Genomic DNA, 23438 nt, shown 5'->3' on the forward strand with positions numbered 1-23438 from the left:
CATGGCCAACGATGAACGCGAAGACAACACCATTTACAAAGTCGTCGTGAACCACGAGGAGCAGTACTCGATATGGCCCGAGTACCGCGAAAACCCCCTCGGGTGGCGCGACGCGGGCAAGACCGGCACGAAGGCCGAGTGCCTCGAACACATCAAGGAGGTCTGGACCGACATGCGGCCGCTCAGCCTGCGCAAGCAGATGGACGAGGGCCGGCCGTCGTGACCGCCTCGAGCGCTCTGTCACAGGGCGAGGCGCCCGAGGGCGCGGCGCGGAGCGAGGCGGCAGGCCTGTCGCGATCGTTCTTCCCGGGAAGCGCCCTGCCCCTCGTCGTGAGCCCGCTCGGCCGCGGCGACGCGGCGAGCGTGCCCGCGCTCGCCGCGTCCATCCGGGCGTGCGCGGAAGAGGAGCTGATCCGGCACGGCGCGGTGCTGTTCCGCGGCTTCCCTGTGCGATCGATCGCCGACTTCCACGCCTTCGTCCGGCTCGTGACGCCGGAGCTCCTCGATTACACGTTCGGGTCGACGCCGCGCTCCCACGTGCAGGACAGGATCTACACGTCGACGGAGTACCCCGCTCACCAGCACATCCCCCTTCATAACGAGCAGTCGTACACGCTCGACTGGCCGCTCAAGATCTGGTTTCACTGCGCGCAGGCCGCGCCCGAGGGGGGGAGCACGCCTATCGCGGACAGCCGCGAGGTCTTCCGTCGCATCCCGGCCCCGATTCGGGAGCGGTTCGCGGCGAAGAAGGTGATGTACGTCCGAAACTACGGGAACGGCCTGGACCTGCCGTGGCAGAAGGTCTTTGGCACGGACGACCGGGCCGAGGTCGAGCGCTTCTGCCAGGCGGCAGGCATCGAGTGCGCGTGGAAGGCCGACGGCGAGCTGCGCACACGCCAGGTGTGCCAGGCCGTGGCCACCCACCCGCGCACCGGAGAGCAGGTGTGGTTCAACCAGGCTCACCTGTTCCACGTCTCCAACCTGGACCCGGCCGCGCGGGAGGCGCTCCTCTCGATCTTCGCCGAGGAAGACCTGCCCCGCAACGCCATGTATGGAGACGGATCGCCCATCGAGGGCGCCGCGCTCGACGAGATCCGCGAGGTGTACAGGCAGCTCGCCGTGGAGTTCGCCTGGCGAGAGGGGGACGTGCTCCTCGCGGACAACATGCTGGTCGCCCACGGGCGCGCGCCCTACCGCGGCCCGCGCAAGGTCCTTGTAGCCATGGCCGAGCCGTACCGGGCCAAAGCCTCCTGAGGTTCTTTCATGCGTGAGGATGTCTTCGTTTTTCCGATGAGCTTCGTCCAGGAGCGGCTGTGGTTCCTCGCCCAGCTCGAGCCGGAGAGCGCCTCTTACAACCTGGCGACCGCCGTGCGGCTCGCCGGGTCGCTCGACGTCTCCCTGGTGGAGCGGTGCGTCTCCGAGATCGTGCGCCGGCACGAGGTGCTGCGCACGACGTTCGACGTCGTCGACGGCCTGCCCTCGCAGATCGTCCACGCCGACGGGGCGCCGCGGATCGAGCGGATCGACCTCGGCGCGCTGCCAGCGGCGCAGCGGGACGCCGAGGTCCGGCGGCTGATCGAGCGCGAGGCGCGGCGGCCGTTCGACACGGCGAGCGGACCGCTCCTCCGGCTCACGCTCCTGCGGCTCGGATCGGAAGAACACATCCTCCTGTGGGTCGTGCATCACCTCGTCTTCGACGGGTGGTCCACGAGCCTCGTCCTCACGGAGTTCGCCGCGCTGTACACAGCGTTCTCCGCGGGCCGGCCCGCCGCGCTCGCCGACCTGCCGCTGCAGTACGCGGACTTCGCGCACTGGCAGCGCGAGCGCGTGGAAGGCGGGCTGCTCGAGGCCCAGGTGGCCTACTGGAAGAGGCAGCTCGATGGGCAACCTGGGCTGCTGGAGCTGCCCGCGGATCGCCCGCGGCCCGCGATCCAGCGCTTCCGGGGAGCGCGGCACTTCTTCCGGGTGCCGGGCGCGCTCGCCGGGGCGCTCGGGGCCCTCGCGCGGCGCGAGGAGACGACGCTGTTCGCGGTGCTGATGGCGGGGTTCCAGGCCCTCCTCGCCCGCCGCGCGGGGACGTTCGATATCAGCGTGGGCACGCCGGTGACGAACCGGAGCCGGGCCGAGCTGGAAGCGCTAGTCGGCTGCTTCGCCAACACCGCCGTGGTCCGCGCCGACCTCTCCGGGGATCCGCCGTTCGCGGCGCTGCTCGCCCGGGTCACGGGCGCCGTGCGCGAGGCGCAGGCGCACCAGGAGGTGCCGTTCGATCAGGTGGTGGAGGCCGTGAGCCCGGTCCGGGACCTGAGCCACGCGCCGCTCTGCCAGGTGATGTTCGCGCTCCAGCCGGCGCTGCGGCAGCCCTTCGCGATACCGGGCCTCGAGGTGCGCCTTCTCGATCTGGACGTGGGCGGCGCCCAGTTCGATCTCTCGCTCAACCTCGCGCCCGACGAGGACGGGCTGGCAGGCGCCCTCGAATACGACACGGACCTGTTCGACGCGGGCACGATCGCGCGGATGGCCGATGAGCTGCTGCGCCTGCTGGCAGGCGCGGCGGCGAGCTCCGCGACGCGCCTGTCGGAGCTGCCGCTGCTCGCGGCCGAAGAGCGGCGGCAGGTGCTCGAGTGGGGCACGGCGGGGGCGATCGGAGAGACGCCGCGCGCCGCGCATCGGAGGTTCGAGGAGCAGGCCGCGCGGGCGCCCGAAGCGACGGCCGTCGTCCACGAGGCGCAGCAGATCACGTACGGCGAGCTGGATCGGAGGGCCAACCAGCTGGCGCAGCTCCTCCGGCGGCGCGGGGTGGGGCCGGAGGTCCGCGTGGGCATCTGCCTGCCGCGCTCGATCGGGAGGATCGCCGCCGTGCTCGGCGTGCTGAAGGCGGGCGGCGCGTTCGTCCCGCTCGACCCCGATCTCCCCCGGGAGCGGATCGCCGAGGCGATCGGCGGCGCCCGGATCCGCATGATGATCGCGCAGGGCGACGCGGCGGCCGAGCCGCCCCCCGGCGTCGACGTGGTCCACCTGGACGCGGCCTGGACGTGCGTGCTCCACGAGCCGTCCACACCGCCGGCCGGCGAGCCGGCGCCCGAGCAGGCGGCGTGCGTGCGCACGACCTCCGGCGCGGCGGGGACGCCCGAGAGCGTCGTCGTGCCGCACCGGGCGATCGCGGGCTTCGCCGATGGCGCGGCGGCGGCCTGCGAGATCTCGCAGGGCGACCGGGTGCTGGAGCTCGCGTCGCCGGGCCTCGACGCGGGCGCGGTGGAGATGTTCGCGTGCCTCGCGCGGGGCGCGACGCTCGTGCTGCCCACAGAGGCGGCGCTCGAGTCGGCGGCCGGGCTCATTTCGGCGTGCGGAGCGTCGGGCGTGACCGTGGCGGTGCTGCCGACCCTCGTCTGGCACCGCGTCGTCGCGGGGCTCGACGAGGGCCTGGCGCTGCCGTCGTGCCTCCGGCAGGTCGTCCTCACCGGCGAGGCAGCCTTGCCCGCGCGCGTGCGCGCCTTCCGGGCGTCGCCGGGGGCCGCGCGGGTCCGGTTGCTGAACGCCTACGGCGCGACCGAGACCACGGCGACGGCGGTGGCGTGTGATCTGACGGCCGCGGACCCGCGCGACGGGTGGGCGGTCGCCGTCGGCCGGCCGCTCGCGGGCGCGCGAGCCTACGTGCTCGACCCCGCCGGGCAGCCGGTGCCGGCCGGCGTCGTCGGAGAGCTGTACCTCGGAGGCCAGGGGCTCGCGCGCGGGTACCTGGAGCGCCCGGATCTGACCGCGGAGCGCTTCGTCCCCGATCCGTTCGCCGATCAGCCGGGAGAGCGGCTGTACCGCACCGGGGAACGGGCGCGGTGGCGGGCCGACGGGCAGCTCGAGCTCGCCGGCCGCGTGGATCACCAGGTGAACCTGCGCGGCTTCCGGATCGACCCCGGGGCGGTCGAGGCGCGCCTCGCCGAGCTGCCCGGGGTGCGCGAGGCGGTCGTGATCGCGCGGCAGGACCGGCCGGAGGAGCGACGGCTCGTGGCGTACGTCGCGGCCGGCGCGGACGCGGCGCCGGAGGAGCTCCGGCGCGCGCTGAAGGAGCGGCTGCCGGACTACATGGCGCCCTCGGCGCTCGTGGCGCTGAAGGAGCTGCCCCGCACGCCGCGCGGCAAGATCGACAGGCGCGCGCTGCCGGCGCCGATCGAGGAGAGCGGCCAGGCCACGACGCCGCGCACGGAGGCCGAAGCGACGCTCGCGGGGATCTGGGCGGAGCTCCTGGGAAGGCAGGCCGTCGGGGTCCAGGAGAACTTCTTCGAGCTGGGCGGCGACTCGATCCTCGCGCTCCAGGTCGTCTCACGCGCGCGGGCCGCGGGCCTCTCGCTCACGCCCCGGCAGGTCTTCCAGCACCAGACGATCGCCGGTCTGGCCTCGGTCGCCGCGTCGGGCTCGGCGCCGGCCGGGGACGCGCAGCCCGCGATGCCGCTCCCCGGCGACGCGCCGCTCACGCCCGTCCAGCGCTGGTTCTTCGAGCTCGGCGGGCCGAACCCGCACCACTGGAACCAGACGGTGCTGCTCGAGCTGCGGCGGCGGGTCTCGGTCGAGGCGCTCACGGCCGCGATCGAGGCGGCGGTCGAGCACCACGGCGCGCTCCGGCTGCGGTTCACGCGCGAGGAGGGCGGGTGGAGCCAGTACTTCGCGGACTCGCCCCCCGCGGCCGTCGCGCGGGTCGATCTCTCGGACCTGCCCGCCGAGGCGCAGCCCGCGGCGCTGGCCCGCGCCGCAGCGGAGCACCAGGCGCGCCTCCATCTGGCCGAGGGGCCGGTCCTCTGCGCGGTGCTGTTCGATCTGGGCCCGGAGCGCCCCGGCCGGCTCCTGCTGGTCGCCCATCACCTCGTGATCGACGCTGTCTCCTGGCGGATCCTGATCGAGGATCTCCAGACCGCCTGCCAGCAGCACGAGCGCGGCGAAGCGATCCGGCTCCCCGAGGAGATCGTCTCCTTCGGTGAATGGGCCTGGCGCCTGTTCACGCAGGCCCAGTCCGAGGAGGTGACCCGACAGGCGGAGGCGTGGCTCGCCGCGAGCCGCCCGGCGAGGGCGCTGCCCGCCGACGATCCGGCCGGCGCGTCGCTCGAAGCGGACACCGTGTCGCTGACCCGGTTCCTCGACGCCGAGGAGACGCGCGCGCTGCTGCAAGCCGCGCCTGCGTACCGGCTCCGCGTGGACGAGGTGCTGCTCGCGGCGTTCGCCGGAGCGCTCGCGCAGTGGACGGGCGATCCCGCGGTGCTCGTCGATCTGGAGGGACACGGGCGCGACGCGCTCGACGACCTGGATCTCTCCCGCACCGTGGGGTGGTTCACGAGCATCTTCCCCGGCCGGCTGGAGATCCCGGCCGGCGCGGCGCCCGAGCGCGCGCTCAAGGCGCTGAAGGAGCAGCTCCGCGCGGCCCCGCAGGGCGGCGCCACGTACGGGATGCTCCGGTACCTGAGCGAGGACGCGCAGGCGGCGCGGCTCCGGGAGCGCGCCGCGGCGCAGGTGCGCTTCAACTACCTCGGGCGGTGGGACGATCTCTTCGCGTCGAGCCCGCTGTTCGCGCACGCGGAGGGCGACGTCGGGCGCAACCAGGATCCGCGCGCGCCGCGAGGCTACGAGCTGGAGGTCGACGCGGCCATCGTCGACGGGCGCCTGCGGGTGATGTGGAGCCACAGCGGCGCCCGCTATCGGCCCGAGACGGTGGCGCGCGTCTTCGAGGACTTCGCTGCGCGGCTGCGCGCCCTCGTCGCGCGCGGCGTCGCCCCCGACGCCGGCGGGTACACGCCCTCGGACTTCCCCCTCGCGCGGCTCGATCAGGCGAGGCTGGACCGCCTGCTGGGGCCTGGCCACGACGTCGAGGACGTCTATCCCCTGAGCCCGCTCCAGCAAGGGCTGCTGTTCCACAGCCTGTGGGAGCCCGGCTCCGGCGTTTACGTCGAGCAGGTGACGTGCAGGCTGGAGGGGGCGCTCGACGTCGACGCGTTCCGCGAGGCCTGGCAGGCCGTGGCCCTGCACCACGGCGTCCTGCGCACGACCTTCGCGTGGGAAGGCGCCGACGAGCCGCTCCAGGTCGTGCGGCGCGGGGCCGCGGTGGCGGTCGAGATCGAGGACTGGCGCGACGCCGGGGCCGAGGAGCAGCGGGCGCGCCTGGAGGCCCGGATCGAAGCGGATCGCGCGAGGGGCTTCGATCTCGCCCGGGGCCCGCTGATGCGCGTCGCCCTCCTGCGCGTGGCCGACGACGCCTACCAGTTCCTCTGGAGCCACCATCACCTCCTCCTCGACGGGTGGGCGGCGTCCCTCGTCTTGCAGGACGCCTTCGCCGCGTACGAGGCCCTCCGCGCCGGCCGGCCGGCCGCGCTGTCGCCTCGCCCGCGTTACCGCGAGTACATCGGCTGGCTGCGCGAGCGGGACGCGAGCGCCGACGAGGGGTTCTGGCGGGGCGCGCTCGCAGGCTTCAGCGCGGCGACGCCGCTCCCCCTGGAGCGCGTTCCGCCGACGGATGACGCGAGCGGCCACGGGGCGACGATCGTGTCGCTGCCGGAGCCGGTCACGGCGCGCCTCCAGCGCTTCGCGCAGCAGCACCGCGTGACGTTGAGCACGCTGGTCCAGGCCGCCTGGGCGCTCCTGCTCAGCCGAGCTGCCCGCACCGACGACGTTGTCTTCGGCGTCACGGTGGCCGGGCGGTCGGCCCCGCTCGCCGGCATCGACGCCATGGTGGGGATCTTCATCAACACGCTGCCGCTGCGCGTGGCCGTTCCGCAGGCGGCGACCGTCGCCGACTGGCTGCGCGATCTCCTGGGGACGACCACCGATCTCGGCCCGCACGAGCACACGCCGCTGGCCCAGGCGCGGGGCTTCAGCGCGGTGCCGGCGGGACAACCGCTCTTCGAGAGCCTCGTCGTCTTCGAGAACTATCCGACCGATCCTCGGACCCAGCAGGGGTTGCCCGGGCTCGCGGTCCGCGACGTCGCGTTCGCGGACCAGACGAACTACCCGCTCACCCTGGCCGCCCTGCCGGGGGCTCAGCTCCAGCTGCGCCTCTCCTACGATCGGCGGCGGTTCGACGAGGAGGTCGCCTCACGACTCCTCGGCTTCGTGGAGGTGGCGCTCCGGCAGATCGTCAGCCGCCCCGAGGCGCGGGTCGGAGAGCTGTCGCTCGTCGGCGAGCTGGAGTCGAGGCGCGTCGTGACGGCGTGGAACGCGACCGAGCGCGCGTATCCGGGCGAGCGGCACGTCCACGAGCTCTTCGAGGCGCAGGCGGCGCGGACGCCCGACGCGGTGGCCGTGATCTTCGGTGAGCGGCGGCTCAGCTATCGAGAGCTCAACGCGCGCGCCAACCGGGTGGCGCACGCGCTCAGGAAGCGCGGCGTGGGGCCGGACGTGCTCGTCGCCATCGCCGCGGAGCGCTCCGTCGAGCTGGTCGTCGGGCTGCTCGGTATCCTGAAGGCCGGCGGGGCGTACGTGCCCATCGATCCCGATTACCCCGCCGATCGGATCGCCTACATGCTCGAGGACGCGGCCGCGCCGGTCCTTCTGAGCCAGTGGCCCGTGGCCTCGCGCCTGCCGCCCCACCGCGCCCAGGTGCTGTGCCTGGACGTGGATCGCGCCAAGATCGACAAGGAGCCTGCCCAGAACCCCGCGGTGGCCGTCTCGCCGGACAACCTCGCTTACACCATCTACACATCGGGCTCGACAGGCAGGCCCAAGGGCGCCGGCAACAGCCACCGTGGCCTGCTCAACCGGCTCCAGTGGATGCAGGAGCGCTACGGCCTCACCCCGCGAGATCGGGTGTTGCAGAAGACGCCCTTCAGCTTCGATGTCTCGGTCTGGGAGTTCTTCTGGCCCTTGATGATCGGCGCCGGCCTCGTCGTCGCGAGGCCGGGCGATCACCGCGACGGCGATCGGCTCGTCGAGCTGATCACGCGCAACGGCGTCACCACGCTGCACTTCGTCCCGCCCATGCTCCAGGCGTTCCTGGAGACGCCCGACGTGGCCTCGTGCACGTCGCTGCGCCGGGTCATCTGCAGCGGCGAGGCGCTGCCGGCGGAGCTCGCGCGGCGGTGCTTCGAGCGGCTGCCGGACGCCGAGATCCACAACCTCTACGGGCCCACCGAGGCGTCGATCGACGTCACCTTCTGGGCCTGCCAGCGAGAGGACACCTCCGCCTCGGTGCCTATCGGGTACCCCATCGCCAACACGCAGATTTACCTGCTCGACCGCCAGGGCCAGCCCGTGCCCGCCGGCGTCGCCGGCGAGCTCCACATCGGCGGCGTCGGCCTCGCCCGCGGCTATCACCGGCGTCCTGACCTGACAGCGGAGCGCTTCGTGCCCGATCCGTTCGGCTCGGCGCCCGGAGGGCGGCTGTACAGGACAGGCGATCTCGCGCGCCACAGGCCCGACGGAGCCATCGAGTTCCTCGGCCGCCTCGATCACCAGGTCAAGATCCGCGGCCTGCGCATCGAGCTCGGCGAGATCGAGGCGCGCCTGCTCCAGTACCCCGGCGTCGGCGAGGCCGTCGTCCTCGCCCGGAGCGAGGCCCACGGCGGAAAGCGCCTCGTCGCCTACGTCGCGGGCCGCGAGGGCGCGGCGCTCGATCCGCAGTCGCTCCGGGCCTGGCTCGCCGAGGCCCTCCCGGCCTACATGGTGCCCGCGCCCATCCTCGTGCTCGAGCGGCTGCCGCTGTCGCCCAACGGCAAGGTCGACCGGCGCGCCCTCCCCTCCCCCGAGCAGCTCGAGGCGCCGGCCCATCGCCCCCACGTCGCGCCCCGGACCGAGCCGGAGCGCTTCCTCGCGGAGGTCTGGGCCGAGGTGCTGCGCCGCGAGCAGGTCGGCGTCGAGGACGACTTCTTCGAGCTCGGCGGGGACTCCATCGTCACGCTGCAGATCATCGCGCGCGCCGCGCAGCGCGGGCTGCGGCTGACGCCCAAGCAGATCTTCACGCGCCGCACGATCGCGGCGCTCGCCGGCGATCTCGCCGCGGCGCCGGCCGCGCCCCTGCCGCCCGCCCAGCCCGTCGCGATCGCGCCGTTCAGCCTCGCCCGGCTGGAGCGGGCGCAGCTCGACGCCTTGCAGGCCGACGACGGCATCGAGGACGTGGTCCCCGCGTCCCCGGTGCAGCAGGGCATGCTCTTCCACTCGCTCCTCACGCCGGAGGACAGCCCGTACTTCAACCAGATCGTCTGCCGGTTCACGCAGGGCCTGGACGTCGAGGCCTTCTCGCGGGCCTTCGATGTCCTCAGCGCGCGCCACCCCATCCTGCGGACGGGCTTCCTCACCGGCGTCGAGGAGCCGCACCAGGTCGTGCGGCGCGCGGCGCGCTTGCCCATCGAGGTCCTCGACTGGCGCGAGGTCCCGGAGGCCGAGCAGGCGGCGGCGCTCGAGCGCTTCCTCCGGGACGATCGCCGGCGGGGCCTCCGCTTCGAGGAGCCGCCGCTCCTGCGGGTCTCGGTGCTGCGCCTCTCCGAGCGCGTCGACCAGATCGTCTGGAGCGTCCACCACGCGCTGCTCGACGGCTGGTGTCAGGGGCTGATCTTGAACGAGTGGCTGACCTGCTACGACGAGGCGCGCCGCGGCGCGCTCGTCGCGCGAGAGAAGGCGCCGCCCTACTCGAGCTACGTCGCGTGGCTCGAGCGGCAGGACATGGCGGCCGCCGAGGCCTTCTTCCGGGCTCACCTGAAGGGGCTGACCGCGCCGACCCCGCTGCCGGAGCGCGACGAGGCCGAGGCGGCGCCCGGCTTCCGCGAGCGCCACGCGCGGCTCTCGCCGGACGCGACGAGGGCGCTCCAGGGCTTCGCGCAGGCGCAGGGGGTGACGCTCAACACCGCCGTGCAGGCCGCGTGGGCGCTGCTCCTGGCCCGGTACAGCGGCGAGCCGGACGTGCTCTTCGGCGTCACCGTGGCCGGCCGCCCCGCCGACTTGCCCGAGGCCGGCTCCATCATGGGCGCGTTCATCAACTCGCTCCCGCTGCGCCTCCGCGTCGCCCCGGAGATGCGGCTCGGGGCGTGGCTCCGCCAGATCCAGGAGCTCAACCTCGAGCTGCGCCAGTTCGAGTACAGCCCGCTGGCGCAGGTGCAGCAGTGGAGCGACGTGGAGCGAGGGGCGCCGCTCTTCGAGTCGCTGCTCGTCTTCCAGAACTTCCCCATCGACGACGCCGTCGACGAGCACAGGAAGGCCCTCGGGATCGAGGTGAGCACGGCGGAGGCCTGGACGAACTACCCGCTCACCGTCTACGTGACCCCGGGGCGCGAGCTCTCGCTCTTGCTCTCGTTCGACGGGCGCCGCCTCGACGACGGCTCGGTCGCCCGCATGGCCGCGGCCCTGTGCGCGCTGCTCGAGCGCATGGCGGCCCAGCCCGGGGCGCGGCTCGCCGAGCTCGCGCTCCCCGACGACCCGGAGCTCCTGCCGTTCATCGCGGAGCGGAACGCGACGCGGCGGGACCATCGGTCCAGGCCGTGCCTGCCGGAGCTGCTCGCGGAGCAAGCCGCGCGGACGCCGGACGCCGTCGCGGTGACGTGCGGGCACGACCAGCTGACCTACGGCGAGCTGAACGCCCGCGCGAACCGGCTGGCCCACCACCTGCGCCAGCAGGGGGTCGGCCCGGAGACGCTGGTGGGCCTGTGCGTCGAGCGCTCGCTGGAGATGCTCGTGGGAGCGCTGGGCATCCTGAAGTCGGGCGGGGCGTACGTCCCGCTCGACCCGGCCTATCCGCGCGAGCGGCTCCGCGCCATGCTGGAGGACTCCCGGCTGCCGCTCCTGCTCACACAGGAGCGCCTGCTGCCGGCGCTGCCTGGCGCCGGCGCCGGCGCGCGCGCGATCTGCCTGGATCGGGACTGGCCCGCCATTGCCGGCGCGCCGGCTCACGATCCGGCGCCGCGCGCGGGCGAGGAGGACCTCGCCTACGTGATCTACACGTCGGGCTCCACGGGTCGGCCCAAGGGCGTCATGGTCCGCCACGGGGGCGTCGCCAACTTCCTCCTGTCGATGCAGGAGCTGCTGGCGCCGCCGGCGGGCTTCGTGCTGCTCGCCACCACGTCCATCTCGTTCGATATCGCGGTGCTCGAGCTGTTCCTGCCGCTCCTCTCGGGCGGGCGCGTTGTGCTCGCCCACCGCGAGGACGTGGCCGACGGCGAGCGCCTCGCCGCGCTGCTCGGCGCGTCCGGCGCCACGTGGATGCAGGCCACGCCGACGGGCTGGAAGATGCTGCTCGACAGCGGCAGCCCGCGGCTCGCCGGCGTCACCGTCCTCTGCGGCGGAGAGGCCTTCCCGCGGGAGCTCGCGCGCAGGTTCCTCGACGCGGGCGTGTCGCCCTGGAACCTCTACGGACCGACGGAGACGACCGTCTGGTCGAGCCTCCACCGCGTGACGGCCGACGGGTTGATCCCGCTCGGGAGCCCGATCGCCAACACCGAGATCCACGTGCTCGATCGGCAGCTCTCGCCCGCGCCTTTCGGCGTGGCGGGCGAGGTCTACATCGGGGGCGCCGGCCTCGCGCGCGGGTACCTCGATCGGCCCGATCTGACGGCCGAGCGCTTCGTCCCGGACCCCTTCAGCCGGGAGCCCGGCCGCCGGCTCTACAGGACCGGCGACCTGGCGCGGCTCCGGCGCGACGGCGCGATCGAGTTCCTCGGGCGGGCCGATCATCAGCTCAAGATCCGCGGCCACCGGATCGAGCCAGGCGAGATCGAGGCGCAGCTGCGGGCGCACCCGGGCGTGCGCGACGCGGTGGTCGTGGCCCTCGAGGACGCGGGGCTCCTCCGCCTCGTCGCGTACGTCGTGCCGGCGCGCGGCGCGGCGCTCACCGCGGACGGGCTGCGCTCAGCGCTCCGGGAGCGGCTGCCCGAGCCCATGGTGCCCTCGGCGTACGTGTGGCTCGACGAGCTGCCGCTCACCCCGAACGGCAAGCTGAACCGGAAGGCCCTGCCCGCCCCGGGGCTCGCCTCCCGCGAGCAGGCCGGGAAGCCCCGCACCGCGACGGAGGAGGCCGTGGCCGCGATCTGGGCCGAGGTGCTCGGCCTCGAGGCGGTGGGCGTGGACGAGACCTTCTTCGAGATCGGCGGCAACTCGCTCCTGGCGACGCGCGTGATCGCCCGCGTCCGCGCCGCGTTCCAGGTGGAGCTGCCGCTCAGGTCGGCCTTCGATCACCCGACCGCGGCGCGGCTCGCCCGCGCCGTGGACGACGCCGTCGGGCGGCGGCAGGGCGTGACGCTGCCGCCGATCACCCCGCAGCCCGAGGACGGCGCGCCGCCGCTCTCGTTCTCCCAGCAGCGCCTGTGGTTCCTGGCCCAGCTCGAGCCCACGGCGGCCTCGTACAACATCCCGGCGGCCGTGCGCCTCGTCGGCCCGCTCGACGTGGACCGGCTGCAGCGCGCGTTCGAGGCGGTGGTCCGCCGTCACGCGTCGATGCGCACGACGTTCGCGGAGATCGACGGCCAGCCGGCGATGATCGTCCGCACGGAGCAGCCCGTCGCGATCGCGATCGCGGACCTCCGGGCCGCGCCCGGAGCGGATCGCGAGGCGCAGGCGCAGCGCGCGCTCGAGGCGGAGGCGAGCCGCGCCTTCGATCTGGTCGAGGGGCCGCTGTTCCGGATCACGCTGCTCCGCCTCGGCGAGCGCGAGCACGCGCTGCTCGTGGTCCTCCACCACATCGTGTCGGACGGGTGGTCCTTGAACCTCCTCGTCGACGAGGTGATGGAGCTCTACGCCGCCGACGCGGCGGGCCGCGCCGCGGCGCTCCCGTCGCTGCCGGTCCAGTACGCCGACTACGCCCGGTGGCAGCGCGCGTGGCTCGCCGGACCGGCGCTTGACCAGCAGCTCGCGTACTGGCGGCGGCGGCTCGGCGCGGAGCCGCCGGTGCTTCGGCTGCCCACGGATCTGCCGCGGCCCCCGGCGCGCTCGTACCGGGGCGCTCGCCACGCCTTCGCGCTCCCGGGCGAGCTCTCGGCGGCGCTCGGCGCCCTCGCGCGCGGCCAGGGGGTCACCTCGTTCATGCTGCTCCTGGCCGCGTTCGAGGTGCTGATCGCGCGCTACAGCGGGCAGACGGACCTCTGCATCGGGACGCCGATCGCGGGCCGCACCCGTGTCGAGATCGAGGGGCTCATCGGGCTCTTCGTCAACACGCTCGTCCTGCGGGCGGACGTCGGCGGAGATCCGAGCTTCCCCGAGCTGCTCGCGCGCGTCCGCGAGGAGGTGCTGGCGGCGCAGGCGCACCAGGACCTGCCGTTCGAGCAGCTCGTCCAGGCGCTCCGGCCCGCGCGGGACCTCGGCCACACGCCGCTGTTCCAGGTGATGTTCTCGCTCCAGGACGACCCGCGGGGCGCGCCGCCGCTCGACGGGCTCGAGATCCGACGGCTCGACGTCGATCCGGGCAGCGCCCAGTTCGACCTCTCGCTCCACATGGCGGCGACGCCGGAGGGGCTGCGCGGCTCGTTCGAGTACAGCACCGATCTCTTCGAGGAGCGCTCGATCCGCCGCATGGCGGACGACCTCCTCACGCTGCTGGCGGGGATCGCCGCCCGGCCGACCTCCCGGCTCGGCGAGCTGCCGCTGCCGGAGCCGCGCGTCCCGGCGCACCCGGAGCCGGTCGAGGCCGCGCGCCAGGACGACGCCGCCGGCGCGACCGGCGCGGACGTCGCAGCGGCGGAGGCGGCGCCTGTGACCGCCGTCGAGTCGCGGCTCGCGGAGATCTGGGCCGCGGTGCTGGGCCGCGAGCGCGTCGGCCGCCACGACAACTTCTTCGAGCTGGGAGGCGACTCGATCCTGAGCCTCCAGGTCGTCTCCCGCGCGAAGCAGGCGGGCCTGCGCCTGACCGCGCGCCAGATGTTCCAGCACCAGACCCTCGCCGCGCTCGCGGCCGCCGCGGGCCTCGCCGCGGACGCCGCTCGGGCGCCGGAGCCGGACGAGGAGGGCGCGGCGGCGGGCGACGTCCCGCTGACGCCGATCCAGCGGCGGTTCTTCGCGCGCGACCTGCCGAACCCGCACCACTGGAACCAGGCGCTCCTGCTCGCCGTCGCCGAGCCGCTCGAGTGGCCGGCGCTGGAGGCCGCCGTGCAGGCGCTCCTCCGTCACCACGGCGCGCTGCGGCTGCGCTACGTGCCCGAGGAGCGCGGCTTCCGCCAGACGCTCGCGCCCTCCCACGAGCCCGCATCGGTCGGCGCGGTCGTCCATCGAGCAGACCTCGCCGGCGTGCCCGAGGCCGAGCAGCCGGCGGCGATCGAGGAGCACGCGTCCCGGTGGCAGGCCAGCCTGGACCTGACGGCGGGGCCGCTCCTGCGCGTGGTCGGCTTCGAGCTCGGCGCCGGCAGGCCGGGGCGGCTGCTGCTCGTCGCCCACCACCTGGTCGTCGACGGCGTGTCGTGGCGCGTCCTGCTCGAGGATCTCGAGGCCACCTACGATCAGGCCCGCCGCGGGGCGCCGCCGCGGCTGCCCGACAGGACCACCTCCTTCGCGCGGTGGGCGGCGCGCCTCGACGCGGCGGCCCGGGACGCCGCGCTCCAGGAAGAGGCGGCCTTCTGGCTCGGTCTCCCCTGGGATCGCCTCGCGCCGCTGCCTGTCGACGAGCCGGCGGGGGATCGCGCGGAGACGGCCATGGCCACGCTCAAGATGGGCCTGAGCGGGCCGGAGACGCGGTCGCTCCTGGAGGCGGTGTCCGAGGCCTACCGGACGCGCATCGACGAGTTCTTGCTGGCCGGGCTGGCCCTCGCCCTCCACCGGTGGACCGGCCAGCCGCTCTCGGCGATCGACGTCGAGGGCCACGGGCGCGAGGCGCTCGACGGGGAGGACCTCGACCTGTCGCGCACAGTCGGCTGGTTCACGAGCGTCTACCCGGTGCTGCTCGAGATCGCGCCGGGCGCGGCGCCGGGCGCGGTGCTGAAGGCGGTGAAGGAGCAGCTCCGCCGCGTCCCGCGGCGCGGCCTCCCCTACGGCGCGGTGCGGGAGCTCGGGACCGGGGCGATCGCGGATCGGCTGCGCCGCCTGCCAGCGCCCGGGGTCGGGTTCAACTACCTGGGGCAGTGGGACCAGGTGGTCGGCGCCGGCGCGCGGTTCTCGCTCGCCGCGGAGTCGCCCGGCGCCCAGCACGACCCGCGCAGCCCGCTCGCGTACGAGATCGAGATCGACGCGGCGGTGTACGACGGCCGGCTCGAGGCGACCTTCCGCTACAGCGCCGCGCGGCACCGGGAGGAGACGATCGCGGCGGTCAGCGCGCTGTGGCGCGACGCGCTGAGAGAGCTGATCGCGCACTGCCTGTCACCCGACGCCGGCGGCTACACGCCGTCGGACTTCACCGACGTCGCGCTCGCGGCGGATGAGCTGGACTCCATCCTGGAAGCCTTGGACTGACGCCATGACGAACAAGAAGAAAGACGTTGAGTCGATTCACTACCTCTCCCCGCTCCAGCAGGGATTGCTCTTTCACGCGGTCTCGGATCGCGCCGCGGACCCGTACTTCGTCCAGACGGCGTTCCTCCTGGAGGGGCGGCTCGACGTGGACGCGTTCGAGCGCGCCTGGCAGGCGCTCGCGGAGCGGCACCCGATCCTGCGCACGGCGTTCGTCTGGGAGGGCGTCGCGCGGCCCGTGCAGGTCGTCCGCCCGCGGGCGGCGATCCCGCTCTCGCGCCACGACCTCCGCGGGCTCGCCGCGCCCGAGCGGGAGCAGGCCTTCGTCGAGCTCATGGCCGCGGATCGGCGCGCCGGCTTCGACCTGCTGAAGGCGCCCCTCATGCGGCTCACGGTGGTCCAGGTCGAGGAGGAGGCGTTCTATTTCGTCAACAGCCATCACCACCTCTTGCTGGACGGGTGGAGCCTCGCCCTCCTGCTGAGAGAGGCGCTGTTCGTCTACAAGGCGCTCGCGCAGGGCGCGGCGCCCGAGCTGCCGCGGGCGCGCCCGTACCGCGAGTACCTCGCGTGGGTGCAGGCCCAGGACGAAGGGGCCGCAGAGCGCTTCTTCCGCGGCGCGCTCGCCGGGTTCCGGGCGCCCACGCCGATCCCCATGGAGGCCGCGCCGGCGGCGGCCGCGGCGGGCGACGGCGCGTTCCCCTTCGCCGAGCAGGTCCTGCGCTTCTCGCGGGCGGAGACGGAGGCGCTCGCGGCCTGCGCGCGCCGCCTGCGCGTCACGCTGAACACCCTCGTGCAGGGCGCGTGGGCCCTCCTGCTCTCCCGGCACAGCGGTGAGCCCGACGTCGTCTTCGGCGCCACGGTGTCGGGCCGGCCGCCGGAGCTCCCCGGCGCCGAGGCCATCGTCGGCGTGCTGATCAACACGCTGCCGGTGCGGGTCCGCGTGGACGAGCACGAGCCGCTCGCCCTCTGGCTCTCGCGGCTGCAGGACAGGAACAGCGAGCTGCGCCAGCACGAGTGGGCCCCGCTGTCCGACGTCCAGCGCTGGAGCGAGGTGCCGGGCGGGCGCTCCCTCTTCGACACGATCGTCGTCTTCGACAGCTACCCCGAGGAGGACGTGAGCGGCGTGCCCCTGGACGTCCGCGCCAGCGTCCTGCCGCGCCCCGGCGGCGGGCGCGTCGGCGACGCCCTGCTCACCGCCGGGCGCAACAACTACCCGGTGTCGCTCATCGTCGATCCGTCGCGCGAGCTCGGGCTCATCCTCTGCTACGAGCGCCGCCGCCTCACGCACGAGGCCGCGGCCAGCCTGCTCGGCCAGTGCCGGGCGCTGCTCGAGGCGACTGCCGCGCGGCCGCAGGCCCGCCTGGCCGAGCTGCCCCTCGTGGGCGCCGCCGAGCGGCGCCGCCTGCTGACCGAGTGGAACGCGACGGCCACGGCTTCCCCGCCGGCGGCCTGCATCCACGAGCTCTTCGAGGCGCACGCCGCCGCGCGCCCCGACGCGCTCGCTGTCGCCTGCGAGGAGACGGCGCTGACCTACGGGGAGCTCGACCGGAGGACGAATCAGCTGGCGCGGAGGCTGCGGGCGCTCGGCGTGGGGCCCGAGGACCGGGTCGTCCTGTGCATCGAGCGCTCGGCGGAGATGATCCTCGCGCTGCTCGGCGCGCTCAAGGCCGGCGCCGCGTACGTGCCCGTCGACCCGAAGTTCCCGCGCGAGCGCCTCCGCGCCGTCGTGGAGGACAGCGGCGCGCGCGTCGTGATCACGCAGGAGCGGTGGGCCGGCGCGTTCGACGGGCCGGGGCCCGCGCTGCTCTTCCTGGACCGCGACGCGGGCGCCCTCGCGGCCGAGCCCGACGCGCCGATCGGCCGGACGGCCCGGCCCGAGAACCTCGCCTACCTCATCTACACCTCGGGCTCGACGGGGCGCCCGAAGGGCGTGGCCGTCGAGCACCGCCACCTCGTGAACTACGTGCGCGGCGTGCTCGCGCGGCTCCCCCTCGCCGAGGGCGGCGGCATGGCGCTCGTCTCGACCGTGGCCGCGGACCTCGGGCACACGTCGCTCTTCGGCGCGCTCTGCTCGGGCCGCGCGCTGCACGTCCTGTCCGAGGCGCGGATCTTCGATCCCGACGCGACAGCCGAGTACATGAGCCGCCACGGGGTCGAGGCGCTCAAGATCGTCCCGAGCCACCTCGCCGCGCTCCTCGAAGCCGCGCGGCCCGAGCGCGTGCTGCCGGCGCGCTGCCTCGTTGTCGGCGGAGAGGCCTCGAGCTGGGAGCTCATCGAGCGGATCCGGGCGCTCGCGCCGGGCTGCACCGTCGTGAACCACTACGGCCCCACCGAGACGACCGTTGGCTCGCTCACCTGGCAGATCGACCCCGCGGGCGGCCGCTCCGGGGCGACCGTGCCCATCGGCCGTCCGCTCCCCAACACCCAGGCGTATGTCCTTGGTGTAAATTTTGAGCCGATGCCGGTGGGCGTGCCCGGGGAGCTCTACCTGGGCGGGGCTGGCGTGACGCGCGGCTACCACGCTCGCCCCGAGCTGACGGCGGAGCGCTTCGTCCCGGATCCGTTCGGCGGCGTCCCTGGGGGCCGGCTGTACCGCACCGGGGATCGGGCGCGCCTCCTCGCGAACGGCGCGATCGAGTTCCTCGGGCGCACCGATCACCAGATCAAGCTGCGCGGCCACCGCGTGGAGCTGGGCGAGATCGAGGCGCGGCTGCGGGAGCAGCCCGAGGTGCGCGAGGCGGTCGTGGCGGCGCGGGACGACGGGGGGGCCGTGCGCCTCGTGGCCTACGTGGTCGGCCGGGAGGCGGCGGCGCTCGACGCGGCGGCGCTCCGCGGCCGGCTCGCGCAGCAGCTGCCCGACCACATGGTGCCCGCCGTGATCGTGCCGCTGCCAGCGCTGCCGCTCACCGCGAACGGCAAGATCGACCGCGCGGCGCTGCCCGAGCCGGAGCGGGCCGGCGCGCAGGAGGCGAGCGGCTTCGTCGCGCCCCGGAACGAGGTCGAGGCCACGCTCGCGCAGATCTGGGCCGACATCCTGCGCGTGGAGCGGGTCGGCATCCACGACAACTTCTTCGCCCTCGGCGGCGACTCCATCCGGAGCCTCCAGGTCATCGCGCGCGCCAACCAGCGCGGCATCAAGCTGAGCCCGAAGGCCCTGTTCGACCACCCCACCGTGGCCGGCGCCGCGGCCGTCGCGGTCTCCACAGCGGCCCCGGTGAAGGCTGCCGCTGCCCCGGAAGAGGCGCCCGCACGCCCGGGGAACGCGGGGGGGCCGCAGGGAGAGCAGCGCGAGGCGACGCCATCCATGTCGACGTCAACGTCGCCGTCGCAGACAACCTCTCTGCCAACATCGCAGTTCCCGCTGAGCGGCCTCACCGAGGACGAGATCGCGCGCTGCCTGCCGGACGCGTCGGGCCTCGATGACGTCTACCCGCTCTCGCCGATGCAGGAGGGCATGCTCTTCCACACCCTCCTGAACCCGGGCTCCGGCATCTACCTGATGCAGCAGCACTACGTGTGGCACGGCCCGCTCGACGCCGGCCTCATCGTCGAGGCCTGGCAGCGGGTGGTGGCGCGGCACCCCATCCTGAGGACCTCCTTCGCCTGGAAGGACCTCGAGCGGCCTGTCCAGGTCGTCCACCGCCGGATCGACCTCTCCGAGGTCATCCACGTCCTCGACTGGCGCGATCAGACCGAGGCCGCGCAGGAGAAGCGCCTCGCCGAGGCGCTCGAGGCCGAGCTCGCCGCCGGGCTCGACATGACCCGCGCGCCGCTGATGCGGATCCGGCTGATCCGCATGAAGGACGACGCGTATCGCATCGTCCGGAGCTTCCACCACATCCTCACGGACGACTGGTGCTTCTCCGTGATGATGATGGAGTGCCTGTCGTATTACGAGGCCTTGAGCGAGGGCCGCTCGCTGGAGCTGCCCCAGCCGCGCCCGTACCGCGACTACATCGCCTGGCTCGCGCGACAGGACCTCTCGGCGGCCGAGCGGTTCTGGCGCGAGGAGCTCCGCGGCTTCGCGGAGCCGACGCCCCTCGGCGTGGAGCGCGCCGCCGAAGGCGGCGCGGCGCCGCTCGCGGGGGCCGGCATCAGCGACGAGCACGTCGAGCTGCCCCCGGCCGTGAGCGAGGCGCTCCTCCGCCTCTCGCACCAGCACGGGCTGACGCCCAACACCCTCGTGCAAGGGGCCTGGGCGCTCCTCCTGAGCCGCTACAGCGGCCAGCGCGACGTCGTGTTCGGCGTGACCGTGGCGGGCCGACCGACCGATCTGCCCGGCGTGGAGACGATCGTGGGGCTGTTCATCAACAGCCTTCCGCTCCGCGTCCGCGTGTCGCCCGAGCAGCCGCTCCTCCCGTGGCTCAAGGGCCTCCTCGCCCACAACTACCGTATCCGCGAGTTCGAGTATCCGCCGCTCGTGCACATCCAGCGGTGGAGCGAGCTCCCCAAGGGACAGGCGCTGTTCAACAGCCTCCTCGTCTTCGAGAACGCGCCGAAGGATCCCCGCCTCGGGGAGCAGGTCGGCGCCGTCCGCCTCTCGTACGAGCAGGACCGGGTCCACACGAACTACCCGATGACGGTCGTGGCGTACCCGGGCGAGACGCTGGGGATCCGGCTCTCGTACGACCGGCGCTGGTTCGAGCCCGACGCCGTCGAGCGGATGCTGGGCCACCTGGTCCAGCTGCTGTCGGAGATGGCCGCCCGCCCGGAGGCCCGGCTTGGCGACCTCGCGCTCCTCGGCGAGCGCGAGCGCCGGCAGCTCCTGCGGGAGTGGAACGACACGACGAGCGCGGAGCCCGCCGCGCCCGGCTACGTGGCGCTCTTCGAGGCCCAGGCGCGGAGGACGCCGGACGCGGACGCTGTGACGTGCCGCGGGCGCCGGCTCACCTACGCGGCCCTGAACCGCGCCGCGAACCACGTGGCCCACGCGCTGCGGGCCCAGGGCGTCGGTCCGGACACGGTCGTCGCCGTGCTGGAGTCGCGCGACATCGAGCTGGTCGTCGCGCTGCTCGGCGTGCTCAAGGCCGGCGGCGCGTACCTCCCGCTCGACCCCCACCAGCCGGAGCAGCGCATCGCCGGCGTCGTCGAGGCCAGCCGCGCGCCCGTGGTCGTGACCTCGGACGCGTGGGTCCCGCGGCTCGGGAAGGCGCTCGCGCGCCTGCCGGAGGCGGCGCGGCCGCGGTTCGTGACCCGCGAGCGGCTCGCCGCGCAGCGCGGGCCTGCGCCCGAAGGCGATCTCCCGCAGCTCGCCGGCCCCGGTCACCTCGCGTACGTGATCTACACGAGCGGATCGACCGGCGTGCCGAAGGGCGCGATGGTCGAGCACGCGGGGATGCTCAACAACGTGTGGGGCAAGATCCCCGCGCTGGAGCTCGGCCCCTCGGACGTCATCGGCCAGACAGCGTCCCAGTGCTTCGACATCTCGGTGTGGCAGCTCCTGACGGCGCTGCTCTGCGGCGGCCGCGTGCACATCGTCCCCGACGAGATCGTGGGCGATCCACAGCGCCTGCTGGAGGAGGCCGAGGCGCAGGGGATCACGGTCCTCGAGCTGGTCCCGTCGCTGCTCGCGGAGCTCGTCTCCGCGGACGCCGACGCGCCGCGCCTCTCGCGCCTCCGGTGGATGCTGCCCACCGGCGAGGCGCTCACGCCCGACCTCTCCCGCCGGTGGTTCGCGCGGTACCCCCGCGTCCCCCTGATGAACGCCTACGGCCCGGCCGAGTGCGCCGACGACGTGGCGCTCCACGCGATCACGGCGGCCCCCGGGCCCGAGGTCGTCCACATGCCCATCGGCCGGCCCGTGCCCAACGTGAGGCTCCACGTCGTGACGGGCGACGATCTCGCGCCCGTCGGCGTGACCGGCGAGATCTGCGTCGCGGGCATCGGCGTGGGGCGCGGCTACCTGAACGACCCCGCCAGGACCGCCGAGGTCTTCGTGCCCGATCCCTTCGGCGGCGCGCCCGGCGCGCGCATGTACCGCACGGGCGATCTCGGCCGGCGCCTCGCGGACGGCGCCCTCGAGTTCTCGGGGCGGCGGGATCACCAGGTGAAGATCCGCGGCTTCCGCATCGAGCTCGGGGAGATCGAGGCGCGCCTCGCGCGGCACCCGGAGGTCCGCGAGGCCGTCGTCGCGGTCCGGGAGGAGCGCGCCTCGGGCAAGCGGCTCGTCGCCTACGTCGTCGGCGAGGGCGGCGCGACCCCCGCGCCCGAGCGCCTGCGCGAGTTCCTGAAGGAGACGCTGCCCGACTACATGGTGCCGCCCGTCTTCGTCGCCCTGCCCGCGCTGCCGCTCACCCCGAACGGCAAGGTGGACCGCAAGGCGCTGCCGGCGCCCGAGGCGCCCGCGGTCGACGCCGGCGGCGCGGCGGCCGGCGCCCCGACGACGCCGACCGAGGAGGCCCTCGCGGGCATCTGGGCGGAGGTGCTTGGGCTCGAGCGGATCCCCGTCCACGCGGGCTTCTTCGAGCTGGGCGGGCACTCGCTGCTGGCCACGCAGGTCGTGTCGCGCGTGCGCAAGGCGCTCGGCGTCGAGCTGCCGCTCCGCAGCCTGTTCGACCACCCCACGGTGGCCGAGCTCGCCCGCGACGTCGATCGGCGGCGCGATCCTGCCGGGGGCGCGCCCGCGGCCGGGGCGCCGCCGATCGTCGCGGCGCCGCGGCAGGGGCCGCTGCCGCTCTCGTTCGCGCAGCAGCGCCTGTGGTTCCTGGAGCAGCTGCAAGGACAGCGGGGCCTGCTCACGATCCCGTTCGCGCTCCGGCTCACGGGCGCGCTCGACGCCGAGGCCCTGAAGAGGAGCTTCGCGTCGGTGATCGCCCGGCACGAGGTGCTGCGCACCGCCATCGTCGTCGATCGCGGGGAGCCCTGGCAGGCCATCCTGCCCCCGCAGCCGTTCGAGCTTCCGCTCGACGATCTCTCCGCGCTGCCCGCCGAGGTCGCGGACGCGCAGCTCTCCCGGCGCATCGACGCGGTCCTCACGGCGCCCTTCGATCTCCAGCGCCCGCCGCTGCTGCGCGCCCAGCTGTTCCGCCTCGGCCAGCGAGAGCACGTCCTCGCGGTGGCGCTGCACCACATCGCGGCCGACGGATGGTCGATCGCGCTCCTCGTGGACGACCTGATGGCGGCGTACCGCGCCCTGAGCGACGGCGGCGCGGCCCCGGAGCAGCCGCCGCAGGCGCTCCAGTACGCCGACTATGCGGCCTGGCAGCGAGCCCACCTCCCGGGCGCCGTGTGGGACCAGCAGATGGCCTACTGGCGGCAGCAGCTCGCCGGCAGCGCCACGACGCTGACCCTGCCCCAGGCGCGGACCGCTCCGGCCCAGGAGCGGCGCGCCGCGCGCCTCGTGCGCGCGCTGCCGCGCTCCGCGGCGGAGGCGCTGCTGCGCGGCGCCGAGCAGCACGGCGCCACGCTGTTCATGGTGCTGTACGCCGCGCTCAACGTGGTGCTCCACCAGCAGACGGGGCGCGGCGATCTCCTGGTCGGGACGGACGTCGCCAACCGCCATGTCCGCGAGACGGAGAGCATGGTCGGCTTCTTCGTGAACCAGCTTGTGCTCCGCTGCCGCATCGACGGCGCCCTGCGCTTCACGGAGCTGCTCGCCGAGTGCAAGCGCACAGCGCTGGAGGCCTACCAGCACCAGGATCTCCCGTTCGACGCGCTGGTCTCGGACCTCCTGCCCCGGCGCGACGCGGACGGCGCGCCGTTCTTCCAGATCAAGCTCATCCTGCAGAACACCCCGCAGCGCGATCTCGAGCTCAAGGATCTCTCCATCTCCGAGCTCGAGCTCTCGCCGCGGGACGTCGAGGTCGACCTGCTCATCGCCGTCGACGCGCACGCCAACGGGCTGCGCGTGGCCTACGACTACCGCGCCGACGTCTACCCCGCTGCCTTCATCGAGCAGCTCGCCGCCCTGTACGAGGCGGCCCTGGGGATGGTGAGCGAGCCGGAGACGCGCACGGTCGCGGAGCTCGTGGAGGCGCTGAGCCAGCACCAGAAGGCGCGGCAGCAGCAGGCGATGGAGGCTGGCCGGGCCGCGCGCGAGCAGCAGCGCGCGGCGCTGGGGACCGTCCAGCGCAAACCGTTGGCTGTCCAGAAACCACAGTAAAAGGCGGACCGCT

The 23438-nt window shown here is 74.2% G+C and carries 4 protein-coding genes; all 4 read left to right on the forward strand.

Annotated features, from left to right (window positions below):
* Position 1: 1 nt before the first annotated feature.
* From POL72_RS38660 to POL72_RS38675, 4 genes are read left to right on the forward strand one after another with little or no spacing between them, the layout of a single operon-like run.
* Positions 2 to 223 carry an MbtH family protein gene (locus POL72_RS38660; protein ID WP_272101872.1) on the forward strand — a complete coding sequence of 74 codons (222 nt, stop codon included), beginning with the start codon at positions 2 to 4 and terminating at the stop codon, positions 221 to 223.
* Positions 220 to 1254, forward strand: a complete 1035-nt coding sequence (locus POL72_RS38665) for a TauD/TfdA family dioxygenase (protein ID WP_272101873.1) — start codon at positions 220 to 222, stop codon at positions 1252 to 1254. Before POL72_RS38660 ends, POL72_RS38665 begins: the two co-directional genes overlap by 4 nt.
* A gap of 9 nt (positions 1255 to 1263) precedes the next feature.
* Positions 1264 to 15327 carry a non-ribosomal peptide synthase/polyketide synthase gene (locus tag POL72_RS38670; RefSeq protein WP_272101874.1) on the forward strand — a complete coding sequence of 4688 codons (14064 nt, stop codon included), beginning with the start codon at positions 1264 to 1266 and terminating at the stop codon, positions 15325 to 15327.
* Between the two features lie 4 nt (positions 15328 to 15331).
* Positions 15332 to 23425 carry a non-ribosomal peptide synthetase gene (locus tag POL72_RS38675; RefSeq protein ID WP_272101875.1) on the forward strand — a complete coding sequence of 2698 codons (8094 nt, stop codon included), beginning with the start codon at positions 15332 to 15334 and terminating at the stop codon, positions 23423 to 23425.
* Positions 23426 to 23438: the final 13 nt, after the last annotated feature.

The organism is Sorangium aterium, assembly GCF_028368935.1.
Taxonomy (GTDB): domain Bacteria; phylum Myxococcota_A; class Polyangia; order Polyangiales; family Polyangiaceae; genus Sorangium; species Sorangium atrum.

Bases quoted from the DNA above. Each gene is read 5' to 3' on its own strand.
- POL72_RS38670 (WP_272101874.1), top strand. From the start codon at position 1,264: ATGCGTGAGGATGTCTTCGTTTTTCCGATGAGCTTCGTCCAGGAGCGG.
- POL72_RS38660 (WP_272101872.1), top strand. From the start codon at position 2: ATGGCCAACGATGAACGCGAAGACAACACCATTTACAAAGTCGTCGTG.
- POL72_RS38675 (WP_272101875.1), top strand. From the start codon at position 15,332: ATGACGAACAAGAAGAAAGACGTTGAGTCGATTCACTACCTCTCCCCG.